The sequence below is a fragment of the Sphingobium yanoikuyae genome (assembly GCF_034424525.1).
In the GTDB taxonomy this organism is placed as follows: domain Bacteria; phylum Pseudomonadota; class Alphaproteobacteria; order Sphingomonadales; family Sphingomonadaceae; genus Sphingobium; species Sphingobium yanoikuyae.
Window position 1 is genome coordinate 3484093 of sequence record NZ_CP139979.1, and the last position, 23926, is coordinate 3508018.

Sequence of the window (23926 nt, forward strand, 5' to 3'; positions counted from 1 at the left end):
CCTTCAGGCCTTGAGCAGTTCGCGGGCGGTGATCATGCGCATGATCTCGTTCGTGCCCTCCAGGATGCGGTGGACCCGCAGATCGCGCCAGATGCGCTCGACCGGATAGTCCATCAGATAGCCATAGCCGCCATGCAGCTGCAGCGCGCGGTCGGCCACGGCCGATCCGGTGTCGGTCGCGAAACGCTTGGCCATGGCGGCGAATTTGGTCTTGTCGGGTGCGCCTTCGCTCACCTTGGCGGCGGCGAGATAGAGCAGCGCGCGGGCGGCCTGAAGCTCGGTCTCCATGTCGGCCAGGGTGAACTGCGTATTCTGGAAATCGGCGATGGCGCGGTCGAACTGACGCCGGTCGCGGGTATAGCCGACCGCCTCGTCCAGCGCACGCTGGGCACCACCGAGCGAGCAGGCACCGATGTTGAGACGGCCGCCATCAAGCCCGGCCATGGCGATGGCAAAGCCCTGCCCCTCTACCCCGACCCGGTTGGCGACCGGCACGCGGACGCCGTCGAAATTGACCTGGGCGGTGGGCTGCGAATGCCAGCCGAGCTTGCGCTCCTGCGCGCCGAAGCTGACGCCTTCCATGTCCTTTTCGATCACCAGGCAGCTGATGCCCTTGGGGCCATCCTCGCCGGTGCGGACCATCACGACATAGATGTCATTTTCGCCGCCGCCCGAAATGAACGCCTTGGAACCGGTGACGACATAATGGTCGCCGTCCCGCATCGCGCGGGTGCGCAGCGACGCCGCGTCGGAGCCGGCGGACGGTTCGGTCAGGCAGTAGGAGGCAATCGTCTCGCAGGTGACGAGCGACGGGAGATAGCGCTGTTTCACCGCATCGTCGCCGAAGCGGTCGATCATCCAGGCCGCCATATTGTGGATCGAGATGAAGGCCGAGGTGGAGGGGCAGCCATAGGCCATCGCTTCCATGATGAGCGCGGATTCAAGCCGGCCAAGACCGATGCCCCCGCTCTCTTCCGACACATAGATGGCGCCAAAGCCCAGTTCGGCGGCCTGGCGGATGGTGTCGCGGGGGAAATGATGATCCTCGTCCCACCTGGCCGCATGGGGCGTGATCGCATCGGCGGTGAAGCGCTGCGCCAGTTCCTGCACGGCGCGCTGCTCGTCGGTGAGGTCGAACTGGGTCATGGGGTTTGTCTCATTTTTTTCCATTCGTCATGCCGGACTTGATCCGGCACCCATTAGCGCGACGGGGGCATGCAGCGTCAACCTGCAGCGTCCTGTCCGGGGAGGCTTCATCGCCTCCCCGCTTCCCATCACCCCATGGTCGGGATGACGAAGGCGCTGTCGCCAGTCGCGCCGCCGTCGGGCCAGCGCTGGGTGACGGTCTTCACCTTGGTGAAGAATTTCACCCCTTCCATGCCATGCTGGTTGGTGTCGCCAAAGGCGCTGCGCTTCCAGCCGCCGAACGTGTGATAGGCGACCGGCACCGGGATCGGCACGTTGATGCCGACCATGCCGACATTGACCCGCGCGGCAAATTCGCGCGCGGCATGGCCGTTGCGGGTAAAGATGGCGACGCCATTGCCATATTGATGGTCGCTCGGCAGGCGCAGCGCGTCCTCGAAGCTGTCGGCGCGCACCATCTGGAGCACGGGGCCGAAAATCTCCTCCTGATAGCTGCGCATCTGCGGCGTCACCCGATCGAACAAAGTCGGGCCGACGAAGAAGCCCTGTTCATGCCCCTGCAGCGTGAAGCCGCGGCCGTCGACCACCAGTTCGGCGCCTTCATCGACGCCCATCTGGATATAGCTCTCGATCTTCGCCTTGTGCGCGGCGGTGACGACCGGGCCATAATGGGCGTCGGCATCGGTCGAGACGCCGACCCGCAGCGCGTCGATCGCCGGGATCAGCTTTTCGCGCAACGCGATCGCCGTCGCCTCGCCCACCGGCACCACTACCGGCAGCGCCATGCAGCGCTCGCCGGCCGAGCCGAAGGCTGCGCCGGCAAGATCATTCACCACCTGGTCGAGATCGGCGTCGGGCATGACGATGCCATGATTCTTGGCGCCACCCATCGCCTGGACGCGCTTGCCCGCCTCGACGCCGCGGCGATAGACATAATGGGCGATGTCGGAGGAGCCGACGAAGCTGACCGCCCGGATCTCCGGATGATCGAGGATCGCATCGACCATTTCCTTGTCGCCATGGACGACCTGCAACACGCCGTCGGGCAAGCCGGCCTCCCGCATCAGTTCGGCTAGGCGCACGGGGACGCTGGGGTCGCGCTCGCTGGGCTTCAGGATGAAGGCATTGCCGCAGGCGATAGCGACGCCGAACATCCACATCGGGATCATCGCCGGGAAATTGAACGGGGTGATGCCGGCGACCACGCCGAGCGGCTGGCGCATCGAATAGACGTCGATGCCGGGGCCGGCGCCCTGGGTATATTCGCCCTTGAGCAGATGCGGGATGCCACAGGCGAATTCGATCACCTCCAGCCCGCGCTGGATATCGCCCTTTGAATCGGCGATCACCTTGCCATGTTCGGAACTGAGCAGATGGGCGAGTTCGTCCATATTCTGTTCGACCAGCGTCTTGAACGCGAACATGACGCGGGCGCGGCGCTGCGGATTGGTCGCGGCCCAGGCCGGCTGGGCGGCAAGTGCGGCGGCCATGGCAGCGTCCAGGTCGGCCTGTGTGCCGAGGCGCAGCTGCGCCTGCACGCCGCCATTATTGGGGTCGAAGACGTCGCTGGTGCGGCCGCCGTCGCCCGCCCCATCACTGGCCTGACCGCTGATGACATGATCGATGATACGCATGGTCCATCCTCTCCAATATGCTTTGGAGCGCGCTGCGATCACCCTGACGCAAGTCGCGCGCTCCAACTTCTTTTGTCGCATCGTTTGAAGCGGAAAACCGGTTCCCACTTTTCCGCACGATGCTTTCACCCCGCCTTGCAGGATATCATAAATGCAGGCAAGCTGACGGATATGCATATCTATCCTGCAAAAACGCCGCACCGATGAACTGGGATGACTTGCGCCTGTTCCTGGCGGTGGCGCGCACCGAGCGACTGAGCGCGGCGGCGGCGATGACCAGGATGGACGCCACGACCATCTCGCGGCGGATCAAGCGGCTGGAGCAGGCGCTGGAGCAACGCCTGTTCGAGCATACGCCGGCCGGCCATGTGCTGACCGACCATGGCACCCGCCTGCTGGAACAGGCCGAGCGGATGGAGGCGGCGGCGCTCGGCGTGCAGCGGAGCGGCAGCGCGGCCGGCGCGCAGATGGCCGGAACGATCCGGCTGAGCGCGTCGGAAGGCTTTGGCAGCCGGGTGATCGCGCCCCATCTGCGCAGCTTCACCGCCGATCATCCCCGGATCGAGATCGACCTGGTGGCGTCGAGCGGCTTCCTCAACCCCTCCCGGCGCGAGGCGGACATCGCGGTGATGCTGGCCCGGCCCAAGACCGGCCCGCTGATCACCCGCAAGCTGACCGACTATCATCTGGGCCTCTACGCCACGGCCGCTTATCTGGACGGCGCGCCGCCGTTGAAGGCCAAAGGCGACCTGCTGCGCCATGTGCTGGTCGGCTATGTCCCCGATCAGATCTATGCGCCCGAACTACGCTATCTGGCGGAGGTCGATGCCCGGCTGGAACCGGCGATCCGGTCGAGCAGCATCAATGCCCAGGCGGAGATCATCGCCAGCGGCGCGGGCTGCGGCATATTGCCCTGCTTCATCGGCGACGCCATGCCGGGGCTGGTCCGCGTGCTGCCTGAGGCGGTCGATATCCAGCGCAGCTTCTGGCTGGTGGTGCCCCGCGACCTGCGTGGCATTGCCCGGATCGACCAGTTTGTCGGCTGGCTGGTGGCGACGAGCGAGCGGCTGCGGCCGGTGATGCTGGGCACGGGTTAGGACTTCGGGGCCGCCGCGCGGCCGATCCGGGACCGCTCGAACCACCAGAGCAGGGCGCTGGCGATCAGCCAACCGAGAAGCCAGGGCCAGGACGGGCCGGGAACGGCGCGCGCGGCTGTGGCAGGATCGCTCTTGTCGTCGGCGCCCTGCAGCAGGGCCATGGCCTGATGCATCTGCGCGATGCGCAAGGCCGGCAGGGCATTGGCGGGATGGATGTAGAAGGCGGCGAATGCGCCATCCGCCCGGCGCAACTGGTGCCATCCCGCCCGATCGGGCCACCAGGCGGCGCAATCGCCGGTCGCCGGATCGGTCGCCAAGCGCGCGCCATCGACACGGGCGCCGGGCTTCAGGCCGCACAGGCTGATCCGCTCGCCGACCCAGGCCGGGCCGGTGAAGGCGGGAACAGACCCCGGTGCCGGGCGCACGACGGCGGTCATCATCCGCCCCCACCAGTCGCCGTAAAGATCGCCCCGGCCGCTCAGCACCAGGCCAAAGCTGTCGAGGCCGGTCCAGACCGCGACGCGACCCGCGCCCAGCGCGCGCCAGGCGGCGAGCGGCGTGCCGGCAGCGTCCTGCGCCAGCGGAACCGCGTCACGGCCGGCCGGGACGCCGTCCATGCGGGTCGCTTCGGGCAAAAGGTCGTCGCCGATATTGAGGTCCGCGGGTATGTCGGCGCTGCCGATGCCGGCACGGGTGCGGGCGCGATCGGCGGCCAGCGGCGCCGGCAGGGCGATCGGCGCGACGCCATTGCCGCCGGACAGATCGAAACCCAGCGCGCGCCACTGGCCGCGCAGCGCGCCGTCGGCCGGGCCGCTGCCGCGTAGCAGCAGGCCCATGCCGCCGCGCACCGCTTCCAGCACCGCGCCGCGTCCGCCGCCCAGACCGGCCCAGGCGCGGTCATCGGCGACCAGCAGGTCATAGCGGCGCAGGCTGGTGGCGTTGATCGCCACCGGTGCGTCGCCCAGCGCAATGCCGCCGCCCGCGCTCATGTTGACGGTGACGGCATAGCCGGCGTCGGTCGCCCAGCGGCGCAGATATTTGACTTCCGGCCCTGGCGCCCCGGCCAGGATCAGCAAGCGCGGCGCGGCATCGCCCTCGATCCGCAGCGGCACCAATGCCTGTTCGACCAGCCCGCCATCGGCGCGGCGCAGACGCAGGGTGAATTCGGCGGTGCCGGCGGCGCGCGCGGTGCCGGTCAGACTGAAGCGGCCATCGGCATCCACAGCGGCGGCATCAGTGACGCGCCCGGCGGGATCGAGCAGTTCGACCTGCGCCTTGGAGAGGCCCGCCACCTGTCCACCCACGGCGAAGGTTGCGCCCGGCGCGATCCGGTCAGGCCGGGCTAGCGCGATCAGTCCTGCGGCGGCGGCCGGCGGCGTATAGTCGATCGCAAGCCCCCTCGCCGCATCGCGGTCGCGGGCGACGAGGCCCTGCCCCAGGATGATCAGGCGGCGCGTGTCGGGATAGCGGCGCAATGCGGTCGCCAGATCCGGCATCGCCTGCGCGCCCGCCACGTCCGGCGCTTCGGGCAGCGCGACCAGATGCGCGCCCTTGCCGGCCGAGGCGAAGCGCGAACTGCCCTGGGTCGCGACGGTCAGCGTGCCGCCTGCCACCGGCAGCGTGGGCGGGAACAGCCCGAAATAGAGAAGCAGCGCGACAACCGGCTGGAGCAACAGCAGGGCGGCGAGGCGCCAGGGCCGTGCGCCCAGATCGCCGGCGGCGCGCTGCCACAGCAGCAGCCTTGCCCAGCCGACCAGCACGGCCGCGCCCAGCAGAAGCGCTGTGATGAGTTGCGCGTTCATGGCCGTCCCCCGATCGTACCGAGATAGCGGGCGCCGGTCGCGTCGGCCGGGCGGCGCCGCGCCACGCCACCGGACGGCCGCTCCATCGCCATCCACAATTGCGCGCGTAGCTTGTCGCGACAGGCGGTGCAGCCCGGTTCACGACGGACCGCGTCGATCGCACCGCTCAATGCCAGGGGATCGGGCAGGCGCGTGGCGTTGGTGCGGGCCCAGCCCTCCAGCGCGTCGAGCGGCACCGGTCCTTGCGCCAGCCCGCGCCAAGCGGCGGCGGCCGGGCCGTCATCGCCCTCGACCGCGACCAGCGGCTCGAAATGGCCGGCTATCCCCTCGCGCTTGCCGGTCATGCGCCGGGCGGGATCGATCGGCGGCAGTTCCGGGCCGACCCGCGACAGGAAGATGCGGGTCGCCTGCTGCACTTCCTTGATGAAGCGCAGCGCCTTGTAGGCGAAGGGCAAGGCCAGGTCCGGTCGGCCCTGCTTCAACTGCATTTCCGACTGCCACATCTCATCCACCGCCTGTTTCAGGATCGCGCGGGTTTCCGGGGCCAGGCTGGAGGCGGGCGATTCATCGTGCGGATGGCCGAATTCGGCGAGCACATCCTCCTTCTCGCCAAAGACATTGGGGGTCGCGACCGGCGGACCATGATCATGGCCGTCACCCTCGCCATGGCCATCCGCATCGGCGGTCGACAGGCTGGGTTCGCCTTCGCTCTCGCCGCCCAGGAACTGGCTGTAGCGGCCGCGCAGGATTTTCTGATCATTACCGATGCCGTTGGATTGCGACAGATATTTGTCGGCCGACAGGCTGCGCTTGCGCTTCAGCAGCGCCTCGGCATCGATGATGATCTGGCGCTGGCTGCGGAAATAGGCCGGCAAAGTGGTGTTGACCATGCCCTGCAGGCCGCCGCTTTCGGGCGCCTTGGCCGCGGGCCAGCGCAGGATGACGCTGGGGCCGCGCACCTCCTGCGGCGACGGTGCGCGATTGTCGCGGATGATGATCTGCACCACCATGTCGCCACCGGCCGAAAAGCCGAGCGCGCCGAAATCGATGCGCGGGGCGAAGCGCCGGTCGCGCGCCAGGCCGGTGCCGGACACGGCGATCTCGCGCTCGGTGAAGCGGATATTCTCGCCCTCGCCAATCGCCAGGGTGATGCGCAGCCGGGCGGTGGCGGCGACGCCATAATCGTCGCTCGCGGCGAAGACCGGCGTCCAGCTGCGCTGGCCCGGCGTCACCATGTTGAGGCTGGCGGCGGGCGCGATCAGCTTCACCTGCGGCAGCGCATCGGCGACGCCGTCGATCCGGTGCAGCGGCGGCAGCGGCCCGCGCCCGGATGCCGGATCGACGCGGTAGAGGAAGGAGGCATCCAGCGTGCGGCTGGCGATCCAGTGATCGCCGTCACGGCGCAGCGCCACGGCGGCGCCGCCCAGCGGCAGCAACGCCGGCGCGCTTGCCTGCGGATCGAAGCGGAAGGTCCATTCGAGGCGTGATCCGAGCGGCGCGCGGGCGTCGAGCTTGGCTTCGTCGCGCAGCGGCAGGCCGGTATAAGCGGGCGGGATGATGCGCAGATTTTGTGCGACCAGGCGCGGGATGCCGGGTTTGGCCGCGATGCCCTCGGCGGCGGGCGCGAGCACGACCGGCTTGGTCGCGCTACGCGGCCAGAGCAGCAGGGCCGCGATGCCGAGCAGGGCCACGGCCCAAAGCGCGATGATCGCGCGGCGCGACCAGTCCGGCGCCAGTTCCTCCGGCATGCCCTGCCCCAACCGCTGGTCGAGCCGAGCGCGTTGCAGCCGTTGCAGCGGCCCCAGCGCTTGCGGATCGGCGAAGAGCAGCGCACTGCTATCCTCCAGATCGGCGCGGCTAGCATCGAGACGGCGGACCAGCCAGGCCTGATCGAAACGCCGGGCGCGGCGGATGACGAGGGTGCCGAGCAGGCCAGCGCCGAGCAGCAGCAGGATGGCGGCCGGCACCAGTCCGGCGGAACGCCAGACCAGCGCGCCCGCCAGCAGCAGGATCGGCAGGCCGAGCAGCAGCGTATCAAACCGCACGCGCCGGCGACTGGGCGTCAGCCAGGTGGAGAGCAAGGCGTCGGCACTCATGGCGCGATCGCCCGCTTGCGGCCGGTGGCGAACCAGCGCTCGACCAGCAGCAGCGCCGCGATCAGCAGCGCCAGCCAGGGGCGCAGGTCGGCCGGCGTTTGCGGATAGGCACGTCCGCCGGTGAGTGGCGCATAGGCGGCGGCATCGGCGCGCTGTGGTGCAACGCTCGGCGGTTGAATCAGCGCGCGCAGGCGGACGGGGAAATCCGCCTCCAGCAATTGCGGCATCTGCGCGGGCTGCAACGGGCGGGTGAAGCGCAGCAGCCGGCCCTTGCCGATCGGCATCGCCTCCACCCGCGGCCGGGCAAGATCATCCTGCCACAGAGGCGCGGGCGTCGTCCCCTGGGGCAGCAGCGCATCGGAGGCGACGATCGCCTGCCCGCCCTGCGCGATCCAGCGTTGCAGCGCTTCCGGCAAAGTGCCGGCGCTCATCCAGAACAAGATCTTGTCCGACGGCGGCAGTGCGGCGTTGAGCGGGCCGCTGTCGACATCGGCCGACTTGCCCGCCGGCTGCCAGGCAAGCGCGGCGGCATTGAGGTAACGCAGCCCCGCAGCATGGCTCGCATCGGCTCGGATCGCGATCCGCGGCACCATCACCGGCACAGGCTTGCCCGCCGACATCGCGCCGGGGACGATGCGCCAGTCGACCTTGCGCGACAGGCGCGGCCGCTCCGCATCGGCGCCCTGAATCATCTGCGGCACGATGATGGTGAGCGGCGCGTCCTGCGGCAGCTCAGCGTCGAGTTGGCGCACCAGACTGCCGATCGGGATGGCCTCGGTCATGATCGGCTTGCCCGGTTCGACGCGGGGATAGCCCGGGGCCAGCCAATGCGCCCTGCCATCGGCCAGTGCCTTGTCGTTCACCACCGCCGGATCGAGGCCGGGCGTCAGCGCCACATAAGCCTGCTTGCTCGCCGCGCCGAACAGCACCGGATGGGCGAGCCACAGCGCGACCAGCGCCAGCAGGGCGAGGCGCATGGCAAGCAGCAGCCATTCGTCGAACCGTAACCGGGACCGGGGCTTGGGCTTCTGCCGCAGCCAGCGCAGCGCAGCGAAATCGGTCGGCAACTGCTCGCTGCGCCGGGCGATATGGATCGCGAGCGGGATCAGCAGCGCCAGCAGGCCGGCCAGCGCGGCGGGGAGCAGCAAGGCGGGCGTCATGAATATTCGGCCGCGTCATGGGCGCCGAACAGGCGGCGCAGCGGCATATCGATCGGCTCGTCCAGCACATGAGTCGCGCGGCGGATGCCGACCGCATCGAGCCGGGCATGCAGTTCCGCCCGTGCCTCGCCGAAGCGGCGCAGAAATTCGGCGCGCAGCGCGGCGCCGTCGCCCAGCAGTTCCTCGCCCGTCTCCGGGTCGCGGAAGCGATAACCGCCGTCGAACGGGAAATCGCGCTCGCCGACCGTCAGCATCTCGATCACCAGAACCTCGCGCCCGGCGGCTGACAATTTCTCGACCAGCTCGATCGCGCCCGGCTCGAAACAGTCGCTGAGCAGGATCACCAGATCATGCGCGCCGATCCGTTCCCAGACCGGCCCCAATTGCGCTTCGGCGGCAAAGCCCCCTTCGGCCCGCAGCGGCAGCATGTCGAGCAGCAGCCGGTCGCGCTGGCGCAGGCCGGTGGCGGGCGGCAACAGCCGCAGCCCAGCGTCGGACAGCGCCATCCAGCCGAAACGATCGCCCTGCTGCATCGCCAGTTCGGCGATGCTGGCGGCAATCCCCTTGGCTGCATCGAGACGGCTGTAATCGGACCGGATCGCGTCCGCCTGCCCCATTGAGGCGCTGGCATCCATCATGATCCAGACCGCGACCGGGCTTTCCCGTTCAGCTTCCCGGACAAAGAATTTGTCCGACCGAGCATAGAGTTTCCAGTCGATCTGGCGCAGCTCGTCGCCCGGCTCATAGGCACGATATTGCGCAAATTCGAGGCCCGCGCCCCGGCTGTGACTATGATGCAGGCCCAACCCATGCGATCCCACCGCCCGGCGCGTGATCAGGCGCAGGCTTTTCAGCCGGCTCCGCACGTCTGGGGGGATGAAATCGGCCATGATTGCGCGTCCGGATCAGCCGAGCGGCACGGCGCGGACAAGCGCGGCGACGACATCATCGGCACTCTTGCCTTCGGCTTCGGCGGCGAAGGACAGCAGCAGGCGGTGGCGCATCACCGGCCCGGCCAGCGCAACGATATCCTCGCGCGTCGCCGCCAGACGGCCCTGGAGCAAGGCGCGCGCCTTGGCCGCCAGGATCAGCGACTGGCCGGCACGTGGCCCCGCGCCCCATTTCACATATTTGCGGATCTCGTCCGGCGCGCCCTCGCCGGGACGGCTGGCGCGCACGATCCGCGTCACCCAGCGCAGCAGATCCTCGCCGAAATGCACGTCGCGCACCAGTTTCTGCAGCGCCAGCACCTCCTCACCCTGCATCACCGCCGGCACCGCGCCCGGCTTGGCGCCGGTGGTCTGGGCGAGAATGTCATGCTCCTCCTGCTCGGTCGGATAATCGACCCGGATATGGAGGAGGAAGCGGTCGAGCTGCGCCTCGGGCAGCGGATAGGTGCCGGCCTGTTCCAGTGGATTTTGCGTCGCCAGCACGAAGAAGGGCGAAGGCAGCTTATAGGTGGTGCCGCCATAGCTGACGGTCCGCTCCTGCATCGCCTCCAGCAGCGCCGCCTGGGTCTTGGGCGGGGTGCGGTTGAGTTCGTCGGCCAGCAGCAGGTTGGTGAAGACAGGCCCTTGCTGGAAGCGGAAGCTGCGATGGCCGGTGCCATGATCCTCCTCCAGCAATTCGGTGCCGAGAATGTCGCTGGGCATAAGGTCCGGCGTGAACTGCACCCGGCGGAAGTCGAGCTTGAGCGCTTCGCCGAGCGAGCGGACCAGCAAGGTCTTGCCGAGGCCCGGCACCCCTTCGAGCAGGCAATGGCCGCCGGCAAGCAGGCCGATCAGCAACTGCTCGACCACGGCCCCCTGCCCCACGATCGCCTGGCCGATCGCCCCGCGCAATTCGCCCAGGCGCGCCAGTTTCTGCTGGATTTCCGCTTCGCTGATATCGGTCATGATAGTTCCTAGCAAATGCCGTCATCCCCGCGCAGGCGGGGATCCATCTCCGACGCTCTCCACGGGTGCGAGGTTGGGAGGTGGATTCCCGCCTTCGCGGGAATGACGTAGAAAAGGCGGCGGACGGCAGGCGTCACGATGACAGCGCGTACATCACGATATTGACCGCGAACCTGGTATTATCCTCGGCCAGGAAGCGCTTGTTGCGCCAGTCATAGTCCCACTCGCAGCCATAATCCTTGTTGCTGTAGAGAACGCCCAGGCGCCCGTTCACCTCTATCCCCTTGAGATAGTCGTGGACCAGATCGTCGCCCCAGCCGTTCAGCTCCAGCGCGGTATTGGGCGGCCCGTCAAACTTGAAGAAGCTGCGATAGACCGGGTGGGTCCTGGGCAGCGTCTTCAAGCCCTTGGGGCCGAAAATCTTGGCCATCTGCGCCTCGAACGAGCGAGCGAAGAGGCCGTCTATGTCATGGTTGCAATCATCCACCAGGACGAAGCCGCCATTGCGGACATAGCGTTCGAAATTGCGCCGCTCGGCCTCCGAAAATTCGACCAGCTTGTGCCCCGCCATGTAGCAGAAGGGCGCGGTCAGCATCTTCGGGTCCGAAAGGGCGATGACATGCTCCTTCGGATCGACCCGCAGCGTCGTATAATCGATCAGCGAGGTGATGAGGTTGGACGGCATGCGCTGGTCGACGTCCCAGTCGCCCGAGTCATAGCGCAGCCGCGTAAACCAGAAATCATAGCCTCCCGCGGCGGCAAGCGGACGGGCCAGCATCGCGCCAGCCAGACCGCCCGCCATCAACCGAAGAAACTCGCCGCGTGTCATCAAAGCTAATCGAACGCCCAATCTGCATAATCCTCCCCCATTGGGGGAGGGGGACCATTTGCGCAGCAAATGGTGGAGGGGTGTCCCGCCATCGATATGGGGTGACACCCCTCCGTCTGGCCTTCGGCCAGCCACCTCCCCTTCACAGGGGAGGATTATGGGTTGCTTCCTGCCTTACACCGCGTCCGAGAGCGAGGTGAAGGTGAAGTCGCGCAGCTTCATCGGCGGCACGACGATGTTCATCGACACTTCGTCCGGCGGCACGCGGACCGGGCGACCCAGCTCTTCGACATTGTTGAGCATGATCACCGGGCTCTCGTTGAACCGGAAATTCTTGATCGGATATTTGATCTGGCCGTTCTCGACATAGAAGGTGCCGTCGCGGGTCAGGCCGGTCAGCAGCACGGTCTGCGGATCAACCATGCGGATATACCAGGTGCGGGTGACGAGCACGCCGCGCTCGGTCGAGCGGACCAGATCGGCGGTAGTCTTGGTGCCGCCGGTCATCAGGATATTGCCCATCTGGCCGATTGCAGGCTTGCCCTGCTTGCTCGCCCAGTAACGGCTGTAATTGAGGTTGGTGACCTTGCCGTCCTTGACCATGTCGACGCGCTGGCGCGCGAGGCCATCCTCGTCCCACGGCAGGCAGGGCGCGACCGGATCCCACGGGTCGGTGTAGAAATTGACCTGCGGTCCGAACACCTGTTCGCCCAGCTTATTGCCGCCGCCCTTCTTCGACAGGAAGCTGCGGCCCTCGTCCGCCTCGCGCGCGCCGAAGAAGTAGAACATGAAGCCGATCAGGCCAGCGGCCGCCATCGGTTCCAGGATCACGGTATATTTGCCCGGCTCCAGCGCCTTCGCCTCGGACGAGGCCGATGCCTTGCGCATCGCGATCTGGATGTCGCTGTCCGCCTTGAAGCGGGTGGCCTCCTGCGTGTCGGTGCCGACCCAGCCGGAACCCCGGCCATCTTCGGTACGGACGGTGCAAGTATAATCCAGCATGGTCGAACGCTGATAGCCGAAATTGCCCTTGCTGTTGGCGATCGCGACGAAGCTCTGATTATCCTCCAGATAGCCGGCCGCGATCAGCTTCTGCGACTTGCAGGCGCTGATCGAGGTCGACGCCACCTGGGCGCGATATTCCGGCGTAATGTCGGCGGTCGACTGGGCGAAGGTCGGGCTGGCCTTGTAAGCCTGCCTGTCCACCGCCGGCATGAACTCCGGATTGTCCGGGGCCAGATTGGCCAGCGTTTCGGCCCGGCGCACCACCCGTTCCAGCGAGGCGTCGTCAAACTGGTTGATGGTGGCGGTGCCGACCTTCTTGCCAAAGGCAACCTGGACCGCCAGCTCGATATCGTCGGTCAGCCCCGCGGTCGACACGTCGTTGCGGGCAAAGCGGATATTGCCCTGGATCTTGCCGGTCAGTTGCGCGGTGCACTCGTCGGCCTTCGACAGGGCGACGACCTTGGTCAGGATGGCCTTGGCCTGCGCTTCGGTAAGGATGCTCATGTTCTTGTCTCCCTAAGCGATCAGCCGAGCGAACGCGCGGTGTTGATGACGTTGATACCGTTGAAGCGCGCGGTCGAAGACCCGTGCGACACGGCGGAGACCTGGGCCGGCTGGCCCTTGCCGTCGAAGAAGGAGCCACCCAGGCGATAGTCGCTCTGGTCGCAGACGCCGACGCAGGCATTCCAGAATTCCGGGGTGCGGATCTGGTAGGCGACATCCTCGATCTGCTGGGTGATCTTGCCGTTCTTGATCTCGTAGAAGAGCTGGCCGCCAAACTGGGCGTTGTAGCGCTGCTGGTCGATCGAGAAGCTGCCGTCGCCGATGATGTAGATGCCATCCTCGACACCTGCGATCATGTCGGCGACGCTCTGCTTGGTCTTGCCCGGTTCCAGGCTGACATTGGCCATGCGCTGGAACTGCACATTGGACCAGCTGTCGGCATAGGCGCAGCCGTCCGATTCCTTCTTGCCCTCGATATGGGCCTGGTCACGGATCGCCTGGTAACCGACCAGCTTGCCGTCGCGGATCAGATCCCACTTCTTGGTCTTCACGCCCTCGTCATCATAGGCGACGGCGCCCAGGCTGCCGGGCTGGACCTTGTCGGCGACGATGTTCACCTTGTCGCTGCCATATTGGAAATGGGCCTGCAGCTTGTCCATCGTGGCGAAGCTGGTGCCGGCATAGTTCGCCTCATAACCCAGCACGCGGTCCAGTTCGAGCGGATGGCCGACGGATTCGTGGATGGTCAGCCAGGTGTGCGACGGGTCGAGCACCAGATCATATTTGCCCGGCTTGACCGACGGCGCCTTGAGCTTGGCGCGCGCCTGCTTGGCGGCGGCGATCGCGTCTTCCTTCATGTCATAGCTGTTGCCATAGACGGTGACGCCATTGGGCAGCACGGTCTTGCCGCTGGCCGCGCCATCGAGATATTCGAAGCCCAGGCCCATCGGCGAGGACAGCCCCTCGCGCGTGCGGAACTTGCCGCTGGTCTTGTCGACCGCGGTGACCGTCATCGGCGCCCAGATGCGGTGAACGTCCTGGTCGATATAGCTGCCATCGGTGCTGGCGAAATATTTCTGCTCATTGACCAGGAACAGGATCGAATTGACGAAGTCGGCGCCCGCCTCCATCGCGGCAGCGTTCACGCCCATCAGCAGTTCGACCTTGTCCTTGATCGGCACGGCCATGCTGTTCTTGACGATCGGCGTCTTCCAGCTGACCTCGCCCGCGCCCTTGACCGGGGCGAGCTGGACCGGGGCGCTCTGCTGCGGCGCATTGGCCTTGGCGATGGCGACTGCCTGCTGCGCGGCCTTGGCAACCGCTTCCTTGCTCAGCTCGTTGGTGGCGGCAAAGCCCCAGGCGCCATTGGCCAGAACGCGGATACCGACACCGGTGGATTCGGTGTTGACGATATTCTCGACATTCTTTTCGCGGGTGATGACGAACTGGCGCAGATAGCGGCCAACGCGCACGTCGCAATAGCTGGCGCCGGCGCTCTTGGCCGCGTTCATCGCGGCGTCGGCCAGCCCCTTCTTGAAGCCGACGTCGAGCGCGCTGTTCAGATCCTCTGCTGCAATGACCTTGCCGAAAAAGGACGGCAGGACGAGCCCGCCGACACCCATGGTGCCAAAGGCCAGGAAGTCGCGTCTATGCAAGATAGCCTCCACTGGAATGCCCGCAGATCGCGGGTCTGTCTTGTCGCGAAGGCCACCCCCTTGGCACCCTCCGCGTGGATGGCGCGGATCATTGCGAGCCGGACAGATGAGGTCAAACGGCTTTTCCAAGCGACAAGGCGTGGCATGCAGGCTTTCGACCAAAGGGCAACCAGTGCCGACGAACGACATGTGCGGCGAGCCAGCGCCTGCACGCACGGCGCGACGACTATAGATTCGCTATAATTGCCAGTCAGTTAGCCATAGTCACAAGCTGACAGCAGGCTCAGGCATCGGCCCAGCGGCGCAGCAGATTATGATAGACGCCGGTCAGGCGGATCACCTGCGCATCGTCATGGCCGCGATCAAGCGCCAGTTGCTGGATCGAACTGTCGAGATCGAACAGCATCTGGCGCGCGGCATCGTCGCGGATCATCGACTGCATCCAGAAGAAGCTGGCGACGCGCCGGCCCTGCGTCACCGGTTCGACCCGATGCAGCGAGGAGGAGGGATAGAGCACCGCCTGCCCCGCCGGCAGCTTCACCTGCTGCACACCGAAATGGGTTTCGATCGTCAGCTCGCCGCCCTCATAGCTTTCCGGCTCCTCCAGGAAGACGGTGATCGACAGGTCGGACCGGACGCGGAAGCCGGTGCCGGCCTGGATGCGCACGGCATTGTCGACATGGGTGCCGAACGCCTGCCCCCCGGCATAGCTGTTGAACAGGGGCGGAAAGATCTTGAGCGGCAGCGCGGCGGCGATGAACAGGGGCGATCGACCGAGTGCATCGAGGATCATCTGCCCCGCCTGGCGGGCTTCCGGCGCGCTTTCGGGCAGTTGCAGGTTGCGCTTGGCCAGTGCCGACTGATGGCCGGAGGTGACATTGCCATCGACCCATTGCGCCGCATCAATGAGCGCGCGGATGTGGGCGACGCCGTCGGCGTCGATCAGGTCGGGAATGACGATCAGCATGAAGGATACTCCGGGGCGGGATGGCCTGGGCCTGCGGTCGCGCAAGGCGCGCCGGTGAGGCGCTGTCTATCAGGCCTTGTCGGTGCGGATGACGAAGGGGATTTCGACCACGCCCTTCACCCGCACGGCCTGACCGTCGCGGATGATCGGGCGCCAGCGCCAATGCTTGACCGCATCGCGCGCGGCATCATCCAGTCGCGCGAAGCCGCTGCTGCGGGCGATGCCGATGCTCTCGACGCCGCCATCGGTGCCGACCACCAGCGCCAGAACGACCGTGCCCTGCTCGCGCTTGCGCCGGCTGTCGATCGGATAGCGGGGCGGCTTGCCCGACACCATCTGCGCGCCGATATCGCCGGCTTGGACGACCGAAGGGGCGGCGGCAGCCATGACCGGCGCGGCAGGGGCCGGCGGCGATGGCGGGGCCGACACCGCGACCGGCGATGGCGCGGGGACCGGATCGGGCGTGGTGGCGATCTGCACCGGCGGGACCGGCGTCTGGACGATCGGCGGCGGCGCCACGACCTGCGGTTGGGATGGCGGCGGCGGAGGCGCTTCGGCGGCGGGCGGCGGCGGGGGTGGCGACAGGTTCACCACCGTCAGCTTCGCCTCTTCCGCCCGGACGACATGATTGCGCACCTGGATCAGCGCGCCGATCAGCAGCGCATGCACGACCAGGATGGCGGCAATGGCGGGCAGGTTCGGACCGCGCCGGGCGCCATAGCGTTCGGCTGGAACAGCGATGGCATGGCCGCTGGCAACGGGCATCGGACGATCGTCACCGACATCGGCGAAATCGGTCGCATAGACCTCCGCCCTGCCCTGTGCCGCCTGCAGCATTGCCCGTCCTCCGTCCGTCAGCCCCGGTCCGCGATACAGCGGACCATAATGCGAATCAATTTCATTCGCAGCGCCCTAGCCTATTTCGCCCCGGCGCAGAAGTGCGGAAGAAACGCTATAGCAATAAGGGGAAAGCGGCGGGAGACGCTCAGCCCGGCGGCGAATCCTGTGTCCGGACGCGGGCGAAAAGCCAGCAGCGGATCGCGCTGGCCAGATTGGGGGGATCGTCGGCCGCCATCCGCGTCACGTCGATGCGGGCGATCAGCGCATTGATCGGCAATTCGGCCTCGGCCGCGGCATCGCGCAGCGCCTGCCAGAAAATCGGCTCCAGGCTGATCGCGGTCTGGTGCCCGGCAATGGTCACGCTGCGCTTGACCGGAGGGGCAAAGGGCGACGCCCCGGACGCGGCTGCGCCATCGGAAGCATCGCCCTTGGCCATCAATACATGTGCTGGCCGCCGTTGATCGACAGCGTGCTGCCGGTCACGAAGCCGCCCTCGTCGCTGCAGAAGAAGGCAACGCCACGGGCGATCTCATGCGCCTGACCCAGACGGCCGACCGGGATCTTGGCGACGATCTTTTCCAGCACCGGGGCCGGTACGGCGGCGACCATGTCGGTGTCGATATAGCCGGGCGCGATCGCATTGACGGTGACGCCATATTTGGCGCCTTCCTGCGCCAGCGCCTTGGTGAAGCCGTGAATGCCCGACTTGGCGGCGGCATAATTGACCTGGCCATATTGGCCGGCCTGGCCGTTGATCGAACCGATATTGACGATCCGGCCCCAGCCGCGCTCGCGCATGCCGCCAAAGGTCGCCTTGGCCATGTTGAAGCAACCACCAAGGTTGATGCGCATGACTTCGTTCCAGTCGTCGAAGCTCATCTTGGCGAGCACGCCGTCACGGGTGATGCCCGCATTGTTGACGACGATGTCGACCGGGCCGAGCGCTTCCGCCACCGCAGCGCAACCGTCCAGGCAGGCCTGATGATCGCCGACATCCCATTTGAAGCTGGCAATGCCGGTGGCGTCGGTGAAGGCCTTGGCCTTTTCCTCGTTGCCGGCATAGTTGGCGGCAACCGTATATCCCATTTCCTTGAGTGCCAGGCTGATGGCTTCCCCGATACCGCGGGTTCCGCCGGTCACGATCGCTACTCTCGACATGCGCCTGTCCTCTCCTGTGCTAGACCCTCTGGTCCACCCATCCTGAAAGCTCGCGGCCGACCAGCCGCTGGTAGAGGGTGATAGCTTCGGGGGATGCGTTTAGACAGGGCAAAAAGGCAAATTTTTCGCCACCTTCCGCTAAAAAAACTTCTTTCGCGCGAAGCCCGATTTCCTCTAGGGTTTCCAGACAATCTGCCGAAAATCCGGGTGTCACGACAGCAATGTTCCGGACACCTTCCTTCACCAATCTGGTGAGCGTCGCTTCGGTCTCCGGTTCCAGCCATTTGGCCCGGCCGAAACGCGACTGGAAGCTCATATGGACGGGCAGGTCCATCGCCGCATCGAGCAGCCGGACCGTCTCCACCGACTGGTGATAATAGGGGTCGCCCAGTTTCCGCGTCCGTTCCGGCATGCCGTGGAAACTGGCGAGCAGCGCATCGGGCCTGAAGTCGAGCGGCGCCAGATGGCCGTCGATCGATGTTTTCAACGCGGCGATATAGGCGGGATCGGCATAATAAGGCGGCAGGGTGCGGATCGCCGGTTGCAGCCGCATGTCGGCCAGCGCGGCAAAGGCCTTGTCCAGCGCGGTCGCGGTCGTCGCGCCGGAATATTGCGGATAGAGCGGCGCCAGCAGGATGCGCTCGCAACCCTGCGCCATCATCGCCTGGAGCCGGCTGGCGATCGACGGATTGCCATAGCGCATCGCCCAGTCGACGATCAGGTCCGGGCCCATCGCCTGCTGCAACGCCTCCGCCGTCTCGCGGGTATAGACCGCCAGCGGCGATCCGCCGGGCATCCACACCTGCTGATAGGCATGGGCCGACTTTTTCGGCCGCGTCGTCAGCACCGCGCCGCGCAGGATCGGCTGCCAGATGATCTGCGGAATTTCCACCACGCGCGGGTCGGACAGGAATTCCGCCAGATAACGGCGCACCGATGCGGCATCGGGCGCGTCGGGCGTACCGAGATTGATCAGCAGCACGCCGACGCGCGATGGCATGCGAGTGTCAGCTTCGCTGCCAGGCATCAGCCATTTCCCATGATCGGCAGGCTGCGGAATCGCTGCCCGGTGACGGTGAAGAGCGCATTGGCGATCGCCGGCGCGGCAAGCGGTGCGCCAAGATCGGTGACGCCGGCCGGATCGGCCGTGCTGCGGATCAGTTCCACGCTGATCTCTCCTATGTCGCCCAGCCGCGGCAGGTTCATCCGCCCCAGCATCGCGCGCGTCGGCATCCCACTGGCATAGGGCACCGACGCCCCCATGGCGAGCGCCAGGCCATGGATCAGCCCGCTTTCTATCTGCTGCCGCGCGATATCGGGATTGACCTGATCGCCGCAATCCACCGCCGCGACCATCCGCCGGACGCTGAGCTTGCTGCCCTCGATACCCGCCTCGACCATCACGGCGGCATAGGCGCCGTTCATCATATGCGCGGCGATCCCCTGCCCGCTGCCGGCAATGCCCCCCTGCCAGCCGCCCATCGCTGCCGCCGTGGAGAGGCAATGGGCGAGGCGCGGGTTCCCGCCCAGCATCTGGATGCGGAACGACATCGCCTCGATCCCCGCCAGGTGGGCGAGTTCGTCAAGGAAGCATTCGGTGAAGAAGGCGCCATGGAGATGCGCATTGCCGCGCATGAAGCCGAGTGGCAGGCCAACATCGGCGGGATAATGATCCACCGCCCAGTTCGGAATGGCATAGGGCGGCACCATGCCGGCCACCGCCAGCCGGGTCGCCTTGTCACCCGCTTCGGCTGCAGCCTCATGCGGCAGCTTGCCATGGGCGATGCGCGACCAGGTCTGGGTCATGGCACAGGGGCACGCGACCTTGGCCAGCCAGCCTTCGACCATGCCACCACGGCCCAGCTTGGCCGCCATGCGGGCATGGGCCGGCGCGCCCGGCCGATCCTGGATCACATCCTCCAGCCGCGACCAGAGCAGTTGCACCGGACGACCGACATCGCGCGCGATCAGCGCGGCCTGCACGCCCGCCTCCCAATCCATATGCCGTCCGGTCGCGCCGCCGGCATGGAGCGGGTAGAGCGTCACCGCACTGTCCGACAGGCCGAGCGCATCGGCGATCGCGGCGCGGGCCAGCGCGGGCGCCTGCGTCGCCATCCAGACTTCGGTGCCCTCCTCCGTCACCCGCGCCGTCGCGCACATCGGCTCAAGCGCCAGGTGCAGGCCGGGATCGACCTGATATTCGCTGGCCAGGATCGTCGCCTTCTCGAACACCGGCAGCAGATCGCCCTGCACATAGAGACGCCGGCCGGCATCCCCGGAAAAGGCATCCTCCAGCGCAGCATCGATGCGACCGCTGTCGACCGGCGTGCCGCGCAGGGTGAAGCTGGGATCGATCAGGTCGAGCGCCCGGTTCGCCGCCCACCAGTTGGTGCCGACCGCCGCGATCCAGCGCTCGGTGCGCACCAGTTTCAGGAAACCGGTGACCTTCTGCGCCTCGGCATCGCGCGCATCCTTCAGCACGGCGTCGCCGATCGGCCCCTGCCGGATCGAGGCGAAGACCATGTCGGGCAAACGGATGTCGGCGGCGAAATTATGGCTGCCGTCGATCTTGGACGGGGTATCGAGCCGCGGCAGATCCTGCCCGGTCAGCCGACCGTCATTGCCCTGACGATAGGGCAGGATGTCGGGCAGGGTGAAACCGGCCGCATCCTCCACTACATCGCCCAGCCGCAGCTTGCGCTCCGCCCCGTCGGTGATGATGCCATTCTGGATGTCGCAGCTTTCCCAGGGCACGCCCCAGCGCGCCGCCGCCGCCTTGCACAGCAGCACGCGCGCCGCCGCACCAGCCCGGCGATAGGCGTCATGGAACATCGGCACCGACGTGCCCGCCCCGGTCAGCATCAGCGCGCTGCGCGTCGCATATTGGTCGATCGCCCAGGTGCCGGCATCTCCCGCCACGCGGGTCCAGTCGCTCGCCAGCCAGTCACGCGCCAGCAAGCCGTTGGCATAGAGCGGGCTGATCGGCGCGCTCTGCACCGCGACGGTGCGCCAGTCGGCGCCAAGTTCGTCCGCCAAAATCTGCGGCAGGATGGTGGACACCCCCTGCCCCATTTCGGTCTGCGGCACGATGGCGATCACCTGCCCCGCCCGGTCGATCTTGAGGAAGGCGTCGAACAGTTGTTCGCCCGGTCCGACATTGAGATTGGGCCGATAGCTGCGCGGCCATGCCGCCCAGGCCAGAACCAGTCCGGCTGCCGCACCGCCACCGACCAGCAGCGTGCGACGGCTCACACCTGTGTCGCTCAAACCTCTGTCTTTGCGTCGTTTCAACGGTGCCCGCGCCATGGCCTTGCTGATAGAGGCGCGGAGCCGTGCTGCCTAGGGCTAATCCGCCGCGATCGGCGCAAGGCCAAGCCGCCGGATCTCGATCGCCGGGCAATAGTCCATCACGACCTTGAGGCCTGCCGCTTCGGCCCGCGCCGCGGCATCGGCATCGACCACCCCCAACTGCATCCAGACCGACTTGGCGCCAGCGGCGATCGCCTGGTCCACCACCTCGCCCGCGGCCTCGCTGCGCCGGAAGATATCGACCATGTCGATCCGCACGCCGATGTCGGACAGCCGATCCCAGACGAACTCGCCATGGACATGTTCGCCGGCGATCTGCGGATTGACCGGCAGCACCCGATAGCCATGATCCTGCAGCGTCTTCATCACACTATAACTCGGCCGGTCGGGGCGATCGGAAATGCCGACCAGCGCGATCGTCCGGGTTTCGTTGAGCAGATCGGCAATATCCTGCGCGGCGGTGAGCGGCATGGCGGTCCTCCTGTCCTGGCCCCCGATATGGGCAGGGCGATGACGCGAACAAGGGGCCTGGCGCGCGCCGGCCCTAACCAATTCCTAAGCAGCATCCGGCTAGGTCCGGCAATGCGCGATTCGCGCCGGCCGGTGGGGACGGGCCGTATCCAGGGGGTCTGTTATGAAGTCTGTCGTCATTGCCGCGCTTGCCATCATGTCCGCGACTGCCCAGCCGCTGCTGGCACAGGCCGATGCGCCGCTGCCCGTCATGCAGGCGCCCGAGGCCAGTCCGGCCATGGTCCTGCCCGCCAACACCGCCGTCATGCTGCGCATGAACAGCGAATTATCCAGCAAGACCGCCAAGGAAGGGTCGATGTTCGACCTGTCGGTCGCCGACCCGGTGATGGTCGATGGCTATGTCGTCATCCCGATGAATGCCCGCGCCGTGGGCGAAGTGACCTGGCTGACCGGCAAGGGCGCGTTCGGCAAGTCGGGCAAGATGAATATCGAACTGCGTTATATCGAAGTGGCCGGGCGCCGCATCCCGATCAAGGGCAGCTTCCGCCAGGAAGGCGAGGGCAATACTGCCGCAACCATCGGCGGCGTGATCGCGGCCGGCGTGTTCGCGGGCTTCATCACCGGCAAGACGGCGATCATCCCGGCCGGCCGGGAACTGCAGGCCTTCACCCAGAATGAGATCGCGCTGGCACCGCCACGCCGCCCTGCGCCCATGCTGGGCCAGCCGGCACCGATCCCCGCCAGCTACACGCCCGCGCCCCGCGCCGCGCCGCTGCCGGCCGCCCGGCCAGCACCGCGTCGATCGATGGTCGACCCGTCGCTGGAGATCAACGTCAAATAAGGCGGACTTGATCGTGGCGCACCGCACGCGCCACGGCTAGACCCTGCCCCATGTTCGATATTCGCGAAGACGATCTGAGCGGCGCGCCGACCCGCGCGCTATTGGCCATCCATCTGGCCGGCATGCAGGCGGAATCGCCGCCCGAAAGCGTCTTCGCGCTCGACCTGTCAGGATTGCAACGGCCCGACATTTGCGTCTGGACCGCCTGGGATGGCGACGAGATCGCCGGCGTTGTCGCGCTGCGCGATCTGGGCGGCGGTCAGGGCGAACTCAAATCGATGCGCACCCATCCCGATCATCTGCGTCGGGGCGTGGCTGCGGCGCTGCTGCGCCATATCATCGGGCAGGCACGGCAGCGCGGCATGACCCGGCTCAGCCTGGAAACCGGCAGCGGCGCGGCCTTCGATCCGGCGCTGACGCTCTATCGCAGGCACGGCTTCGGCAATGGCGAGGCGTTCGGCGATTATCGCGCGAGCGCCTTCAACCAGTTCCTGCACCTCGGCCTCTGATCAGGCCGCCTTCGCCAGCCAGGCCGCGACCTTTTCGGCAACAGCGCGGAAGGCATCGGCATGCGGCCCTTCGCCGGCCGCTGGCGGATCACCCGCGTCGGAGCGCTTGCGAATGTCGATCGCCAGCGGAACGCGGCCGATGAAGGACAGGCCAAGCTCGCCCGCGGCTGCTTCCGCGCCACCGCAGCCGAACGGATCGGACACTTCGCCACAATGCGGGCAGGCATAGCCGGCCATATTCTCGACCAGTCCGATCATCGGCACCTGCGCCTGTTCGAACAGGCTGATCGCGCGGGTCGCATCCATCAGCGCCAGATCCTGCGGCGTCGAGACGATGACGGCACCGGCCGGCTTGTGCTTCTGGAGCATGGTCAGCTGGATATCGCCAGTGCCCGGCGGCAGGTCGATGACCAGCAGGTCGGTGTCGCCCCAGTCGGCATCGATCAACTGCCCCAGCGCATTGCCGACCATCGGCCCGCGCCAGGCCAGCGCCTTGCCCGGATCGACCAGATGCGCCATCGACAGCATCGGAATGCCGAGCGGGCTTTCGACCGGGAACAGGCGCTTCTCGCGCGCCTGCGGCTTCTGGTCCTCGCTGGCGAGCAGGCGGGCCTGCGACGGGCCGTAGATGTCGGCATCGACCAGACCGACCTTATGCCCCAGCCGCGACAAAGCGATGGCGAGATTGGCCGACAGGGTCGACTTGCCCACCCCGCCCTTGCCCGACGCCACGGCGATGATGCGCGGCGCGCGGCGTTCGGCCGTCATGGCGATGCGCACATCGGTAACGCCCGGCAGCATCAGGCCGCCCTCGCGGATGGCGGCGGCCACGGCATCGCGCCGTTCGGGTGCCAGACCGCCCACGTCGAGCGCCAGCGTCATGACGCCATCCTTCACCCGCGGCGCGCTGGCACGGCCATCGGTCAGCGTCTTCAGGCGGGCGGCAAAATCATCGATATCGGTCATGACTGGGCCCTCTAGGCAATAATCGTCGTTAAGGGCACTGTT

General features: G+C 67.0%; 21 protein-coding genes. 3 read left to right on the forward strand and 18 right to left on the reverse strand.

The annotated features are described in order from the left end of the window. Positions 1-3: 3 nt before the first annotated feature. Together U0025_RS16040 and U0025_RS16045 are read right to left on the reverse strand one after the other, a co-directional pair. The gene (locus U0025_RS16040) at positions 4-1146 is read right to left on the reverse strand and encodes an acyl-CoA dehydrogenase family protein (RefSeq protein ID WP_004208442.1); all 1143 of its coding nucleotides are present in this window, start codon (positions 1144-1146) and stop codon (positions 4-6) included. A gap of 128 nt (positions 1147-1274) precedes the next feature. Continuing rightward, positions 1275-2780, reverse strand: a complete 1506-nt coding sequence (locus U0025_RS16045; protein WP_004208443.1) for a CoA-acylating methylmalonate-semialdehyde dehydrogenase — start codon at positions 2778-2780, stop codon at positions 1275-1277. Positions 2781-2983: 203 nt separating this feature from the next. Here U0025_RS16045 and U0025_RS16050 point away from each other — a divergent pair, with 203 nt between their 5' ends. Further along, positions 2984-3877, forward strand: coding sequence for a LysR family transcriptional regulator (locus U0025_RS16050; protein WP_004208444.1), 894 nt, complete (start codon positions 2984-2986; stop codon positions 3875-3877). On the opposite strand, the gene U0025_RS16055 is transcribed toward U0025_RS16050, so the two are convergent. The 15 genes from U0025_RS16055 to U0025_RS16125 all read right to left on the reverse strand — a co-directional run bounded on the left by U0025_RS16055 (position 3874) and on the right by U0025_RS16125 (position 21568). Then, positions 3874-5679: a hypothetical protein gene (locus U0025_RS16055; RefSeq protein ID WP_004208445.1), complete on the reverse strand. Its 1806-nt coding sequence runs from the start codon at positions 5677-5679 to the stop codon at positions 3874-3876. The genes U0025_RS16050 and U0025_RS16055 overlap by 4 nt on opposite strands. Next, positions 5676-7775 carry a DUF4175 family protein gene (locus tag U0025_RS16060; RefSeq protein ID WP_004208446.1) on the reverse strand — a complete coding sequence of 700 codons (2100 nt, stop codon included), beginning with the start codon at positions 7773-7775 and terminating at the stop codon, positions 5676-5678. Before U0025_RS16060 ends, U0025_RS16055 begins: the two co-directional genes overlap by 4 nt. Beyond that, positions 7772-8935 (reverse strand): BatA domain-containing protein, encoded by a 1164-nt coding sequence (locus tag U0025_RS16065; RefSeq protein ID WP_004208447.1) that lies wholly within the window; start codon positions 8933-8935, stop codon positions 7772-7774. The genes U0025_RS16060 and U0025_RS16065 overlap by 4 nt, the downstream gene beginning before the upstream one ends. Next, the gene (locus U0025_RS16070; RefSeq protein ID WP_004208448.1) at positions 8932-9825 is read right to left on the reverse strand and encodes a DUF58 domain-containing protein; all 894 of its coding nucleotides are present in this window, start codon (positions 9823-9825) and stop codon (positions 8932-8934) included. Before U0025_RS16070 ends, U0025_RS16065 begins: the two co-directional genes overlap by 4 nt. A gap of 15 nt (positions 9826-9840) precedes the next feature. Then, the gene (locus tag U0025_RS16075; protein WP_004208449.1) at positions 9841-10830 is read right to left on the reverse strand and encodes an AAA family ATPase; all 990 of its coding nucleotides are present in this window, start codon (positions 10828-10830) and stop codon (positions 9841-9843) included. Positions 10831-10963: 133 nt separating this feature from the next. Next, positions 10964-11659: a DUF4159 domain-containing protein gene (locus U0025_RS16080; protein ID WP_037490513.1), complete on the reverse strand. Its 696-nt coding sequence runs from the start codon at positions 11657-11659 to the stop codon at positions 10964-10966. A 174-nt stretch (positions 11660-11833) separates the two neighbouring features. After that, the gene (locus U0025_RS16085) at positions 11834-13168 is read right to left on the reverse strand and encodes a TldD/PmbA family protein (protein ID WP_004208451.1); all 1335 of its coding nucleotides are present in this window, start codon (positions 13166-13168) and stop codon (positions 11834-11836) included. A 20-nt stretch (positions 13169-13188) separates the two neighbouring features. Then, the gene (locus tag U0025_RS16090) at positions 13189-14823 is read right to left on the reverse strand and encodes a TldD/PmbA family protein (protein ID WP_004208452.1); all 1635 of its coding nucleotides are present in this window, start codon (positions 14821-14823) and stop codon (positions 13189-13191) included. Positions 14824-15106: 283 nt separating this feature from the next. Then, entirely contained in the window at positions 15107-15790 is a 684-nt protein-coding gene (locus U0025_RS16095; RefSeq protein WP_004208453.1) for a Fe2+-dependent dioxygenase, read from the reverse strand. A 69-nt stretch (positions 15791-15859) separates the two neighbouring features. Then, positions 15860-16627, reverse strand: a complete 768-nt coding sequence (locus U0025_RS16100; RefSeq protein WP_004208454.1) for an energy transducer TonB — start codon at positions 16625-16627, stop codon at positions 15860-15862. A gap of 148 nt (positions 16628-16775) precedes the next feature. Next, complete coding sequence (locus U0025_RS16105; RefSeq protein ID WP_004208455.1) at positions 16776-17066, reverse strand: ribbon-helix-helix domain-containing protein; 291 nt, start codon at positions 17064-17066, stop codon at positions 16776-16778. Continuing rightward, entirely contained in the window at positions 17066-17788 is a 723-nt protein-coding gene (phbB, locus tag U0025_RS16110) for an acetoacetyl-CoA reductase (RefSeq protein ID WP_004208456.1), read from the reverse strand. The genes U0025_RS16105 and phbB overlap by 1 nt, the downstream gene beginning before the upstream one ends. Positions 17789-17807: 19 nt before the next feature. Beyond that, complete coding sequence (hemH, locus tag U0025_RS16115) at positions 17808-18815, reverse strand: ferrochelatase (protein WP_004208457.1); 1008 nt, start codon at positions 18813-18815, stop codon at positions 17808-17810. After that, positions 18815-21094 carry a molybdopterin cofactor-binding domain-containing protein gene (locus tag U0025_RS16120; protein ID WP_051156882.1) on the reverse strand — a complete coding sequence of 760 codons (2280 nt, stop codon included), beginning with the start codon at positions 21092-21094 and terminating at the stop codon, positions 18815-18817. Before U0025_RS16120 ends, hemH begins: the two co-directional genes overlap by 1 nt. 39 nt (positions 21095-21133) lie before the next feature. Next, complete coding sequence (locus U0025_RS16125; protein WP_004208459.1) at positions 21134-21568, reverse strand: CoA-binding protein; 435 nt, start codon at positions 21566-21568, stop codon at positions 21134-21136. Positions 21569-21731: 163 nt separating this feature from the next. Between U0025_RS16125 and U0025_RS16130 the strand changes: the two genes are divergently transcribed. Next, entirely contained in the window at positions 21732-22409 is a 678-nt protein-coding gene (locus tag U0025_RS16130) for a hypothetical protein (RefSeq protein WP_004208460.1), read from the forward strand. 50 nt (positions 22410-22459) lie between these two features. Continuing rightward, a complete protein-coding gene (locus U0025_RS16135) occupies positions 22460-22918 on the forward strand; it encodes a GNAT family N-acetyltransferase (protein ID WP_004208461.1) in 459 nt (152 codons plus the stop codon). Here U0025_RS16135 and U0025_RS16140 read toward each other — a convergent pair whose 3' ends face one another. Then, the gene (locus U0025_RS16140; RefSeq protein WP_004208462.1) at positions 22919-23884 is read right to left on the reverse strand and encodes an Mrp/NBP35 family ATP-binding protein; all 966 of its coding nucleotides are present in this window, start codon (positions 23882-23884) and stop codon (positions 22919-22921) included. Positions 23885-23926 lie beyond the last annotated feature (42 nt).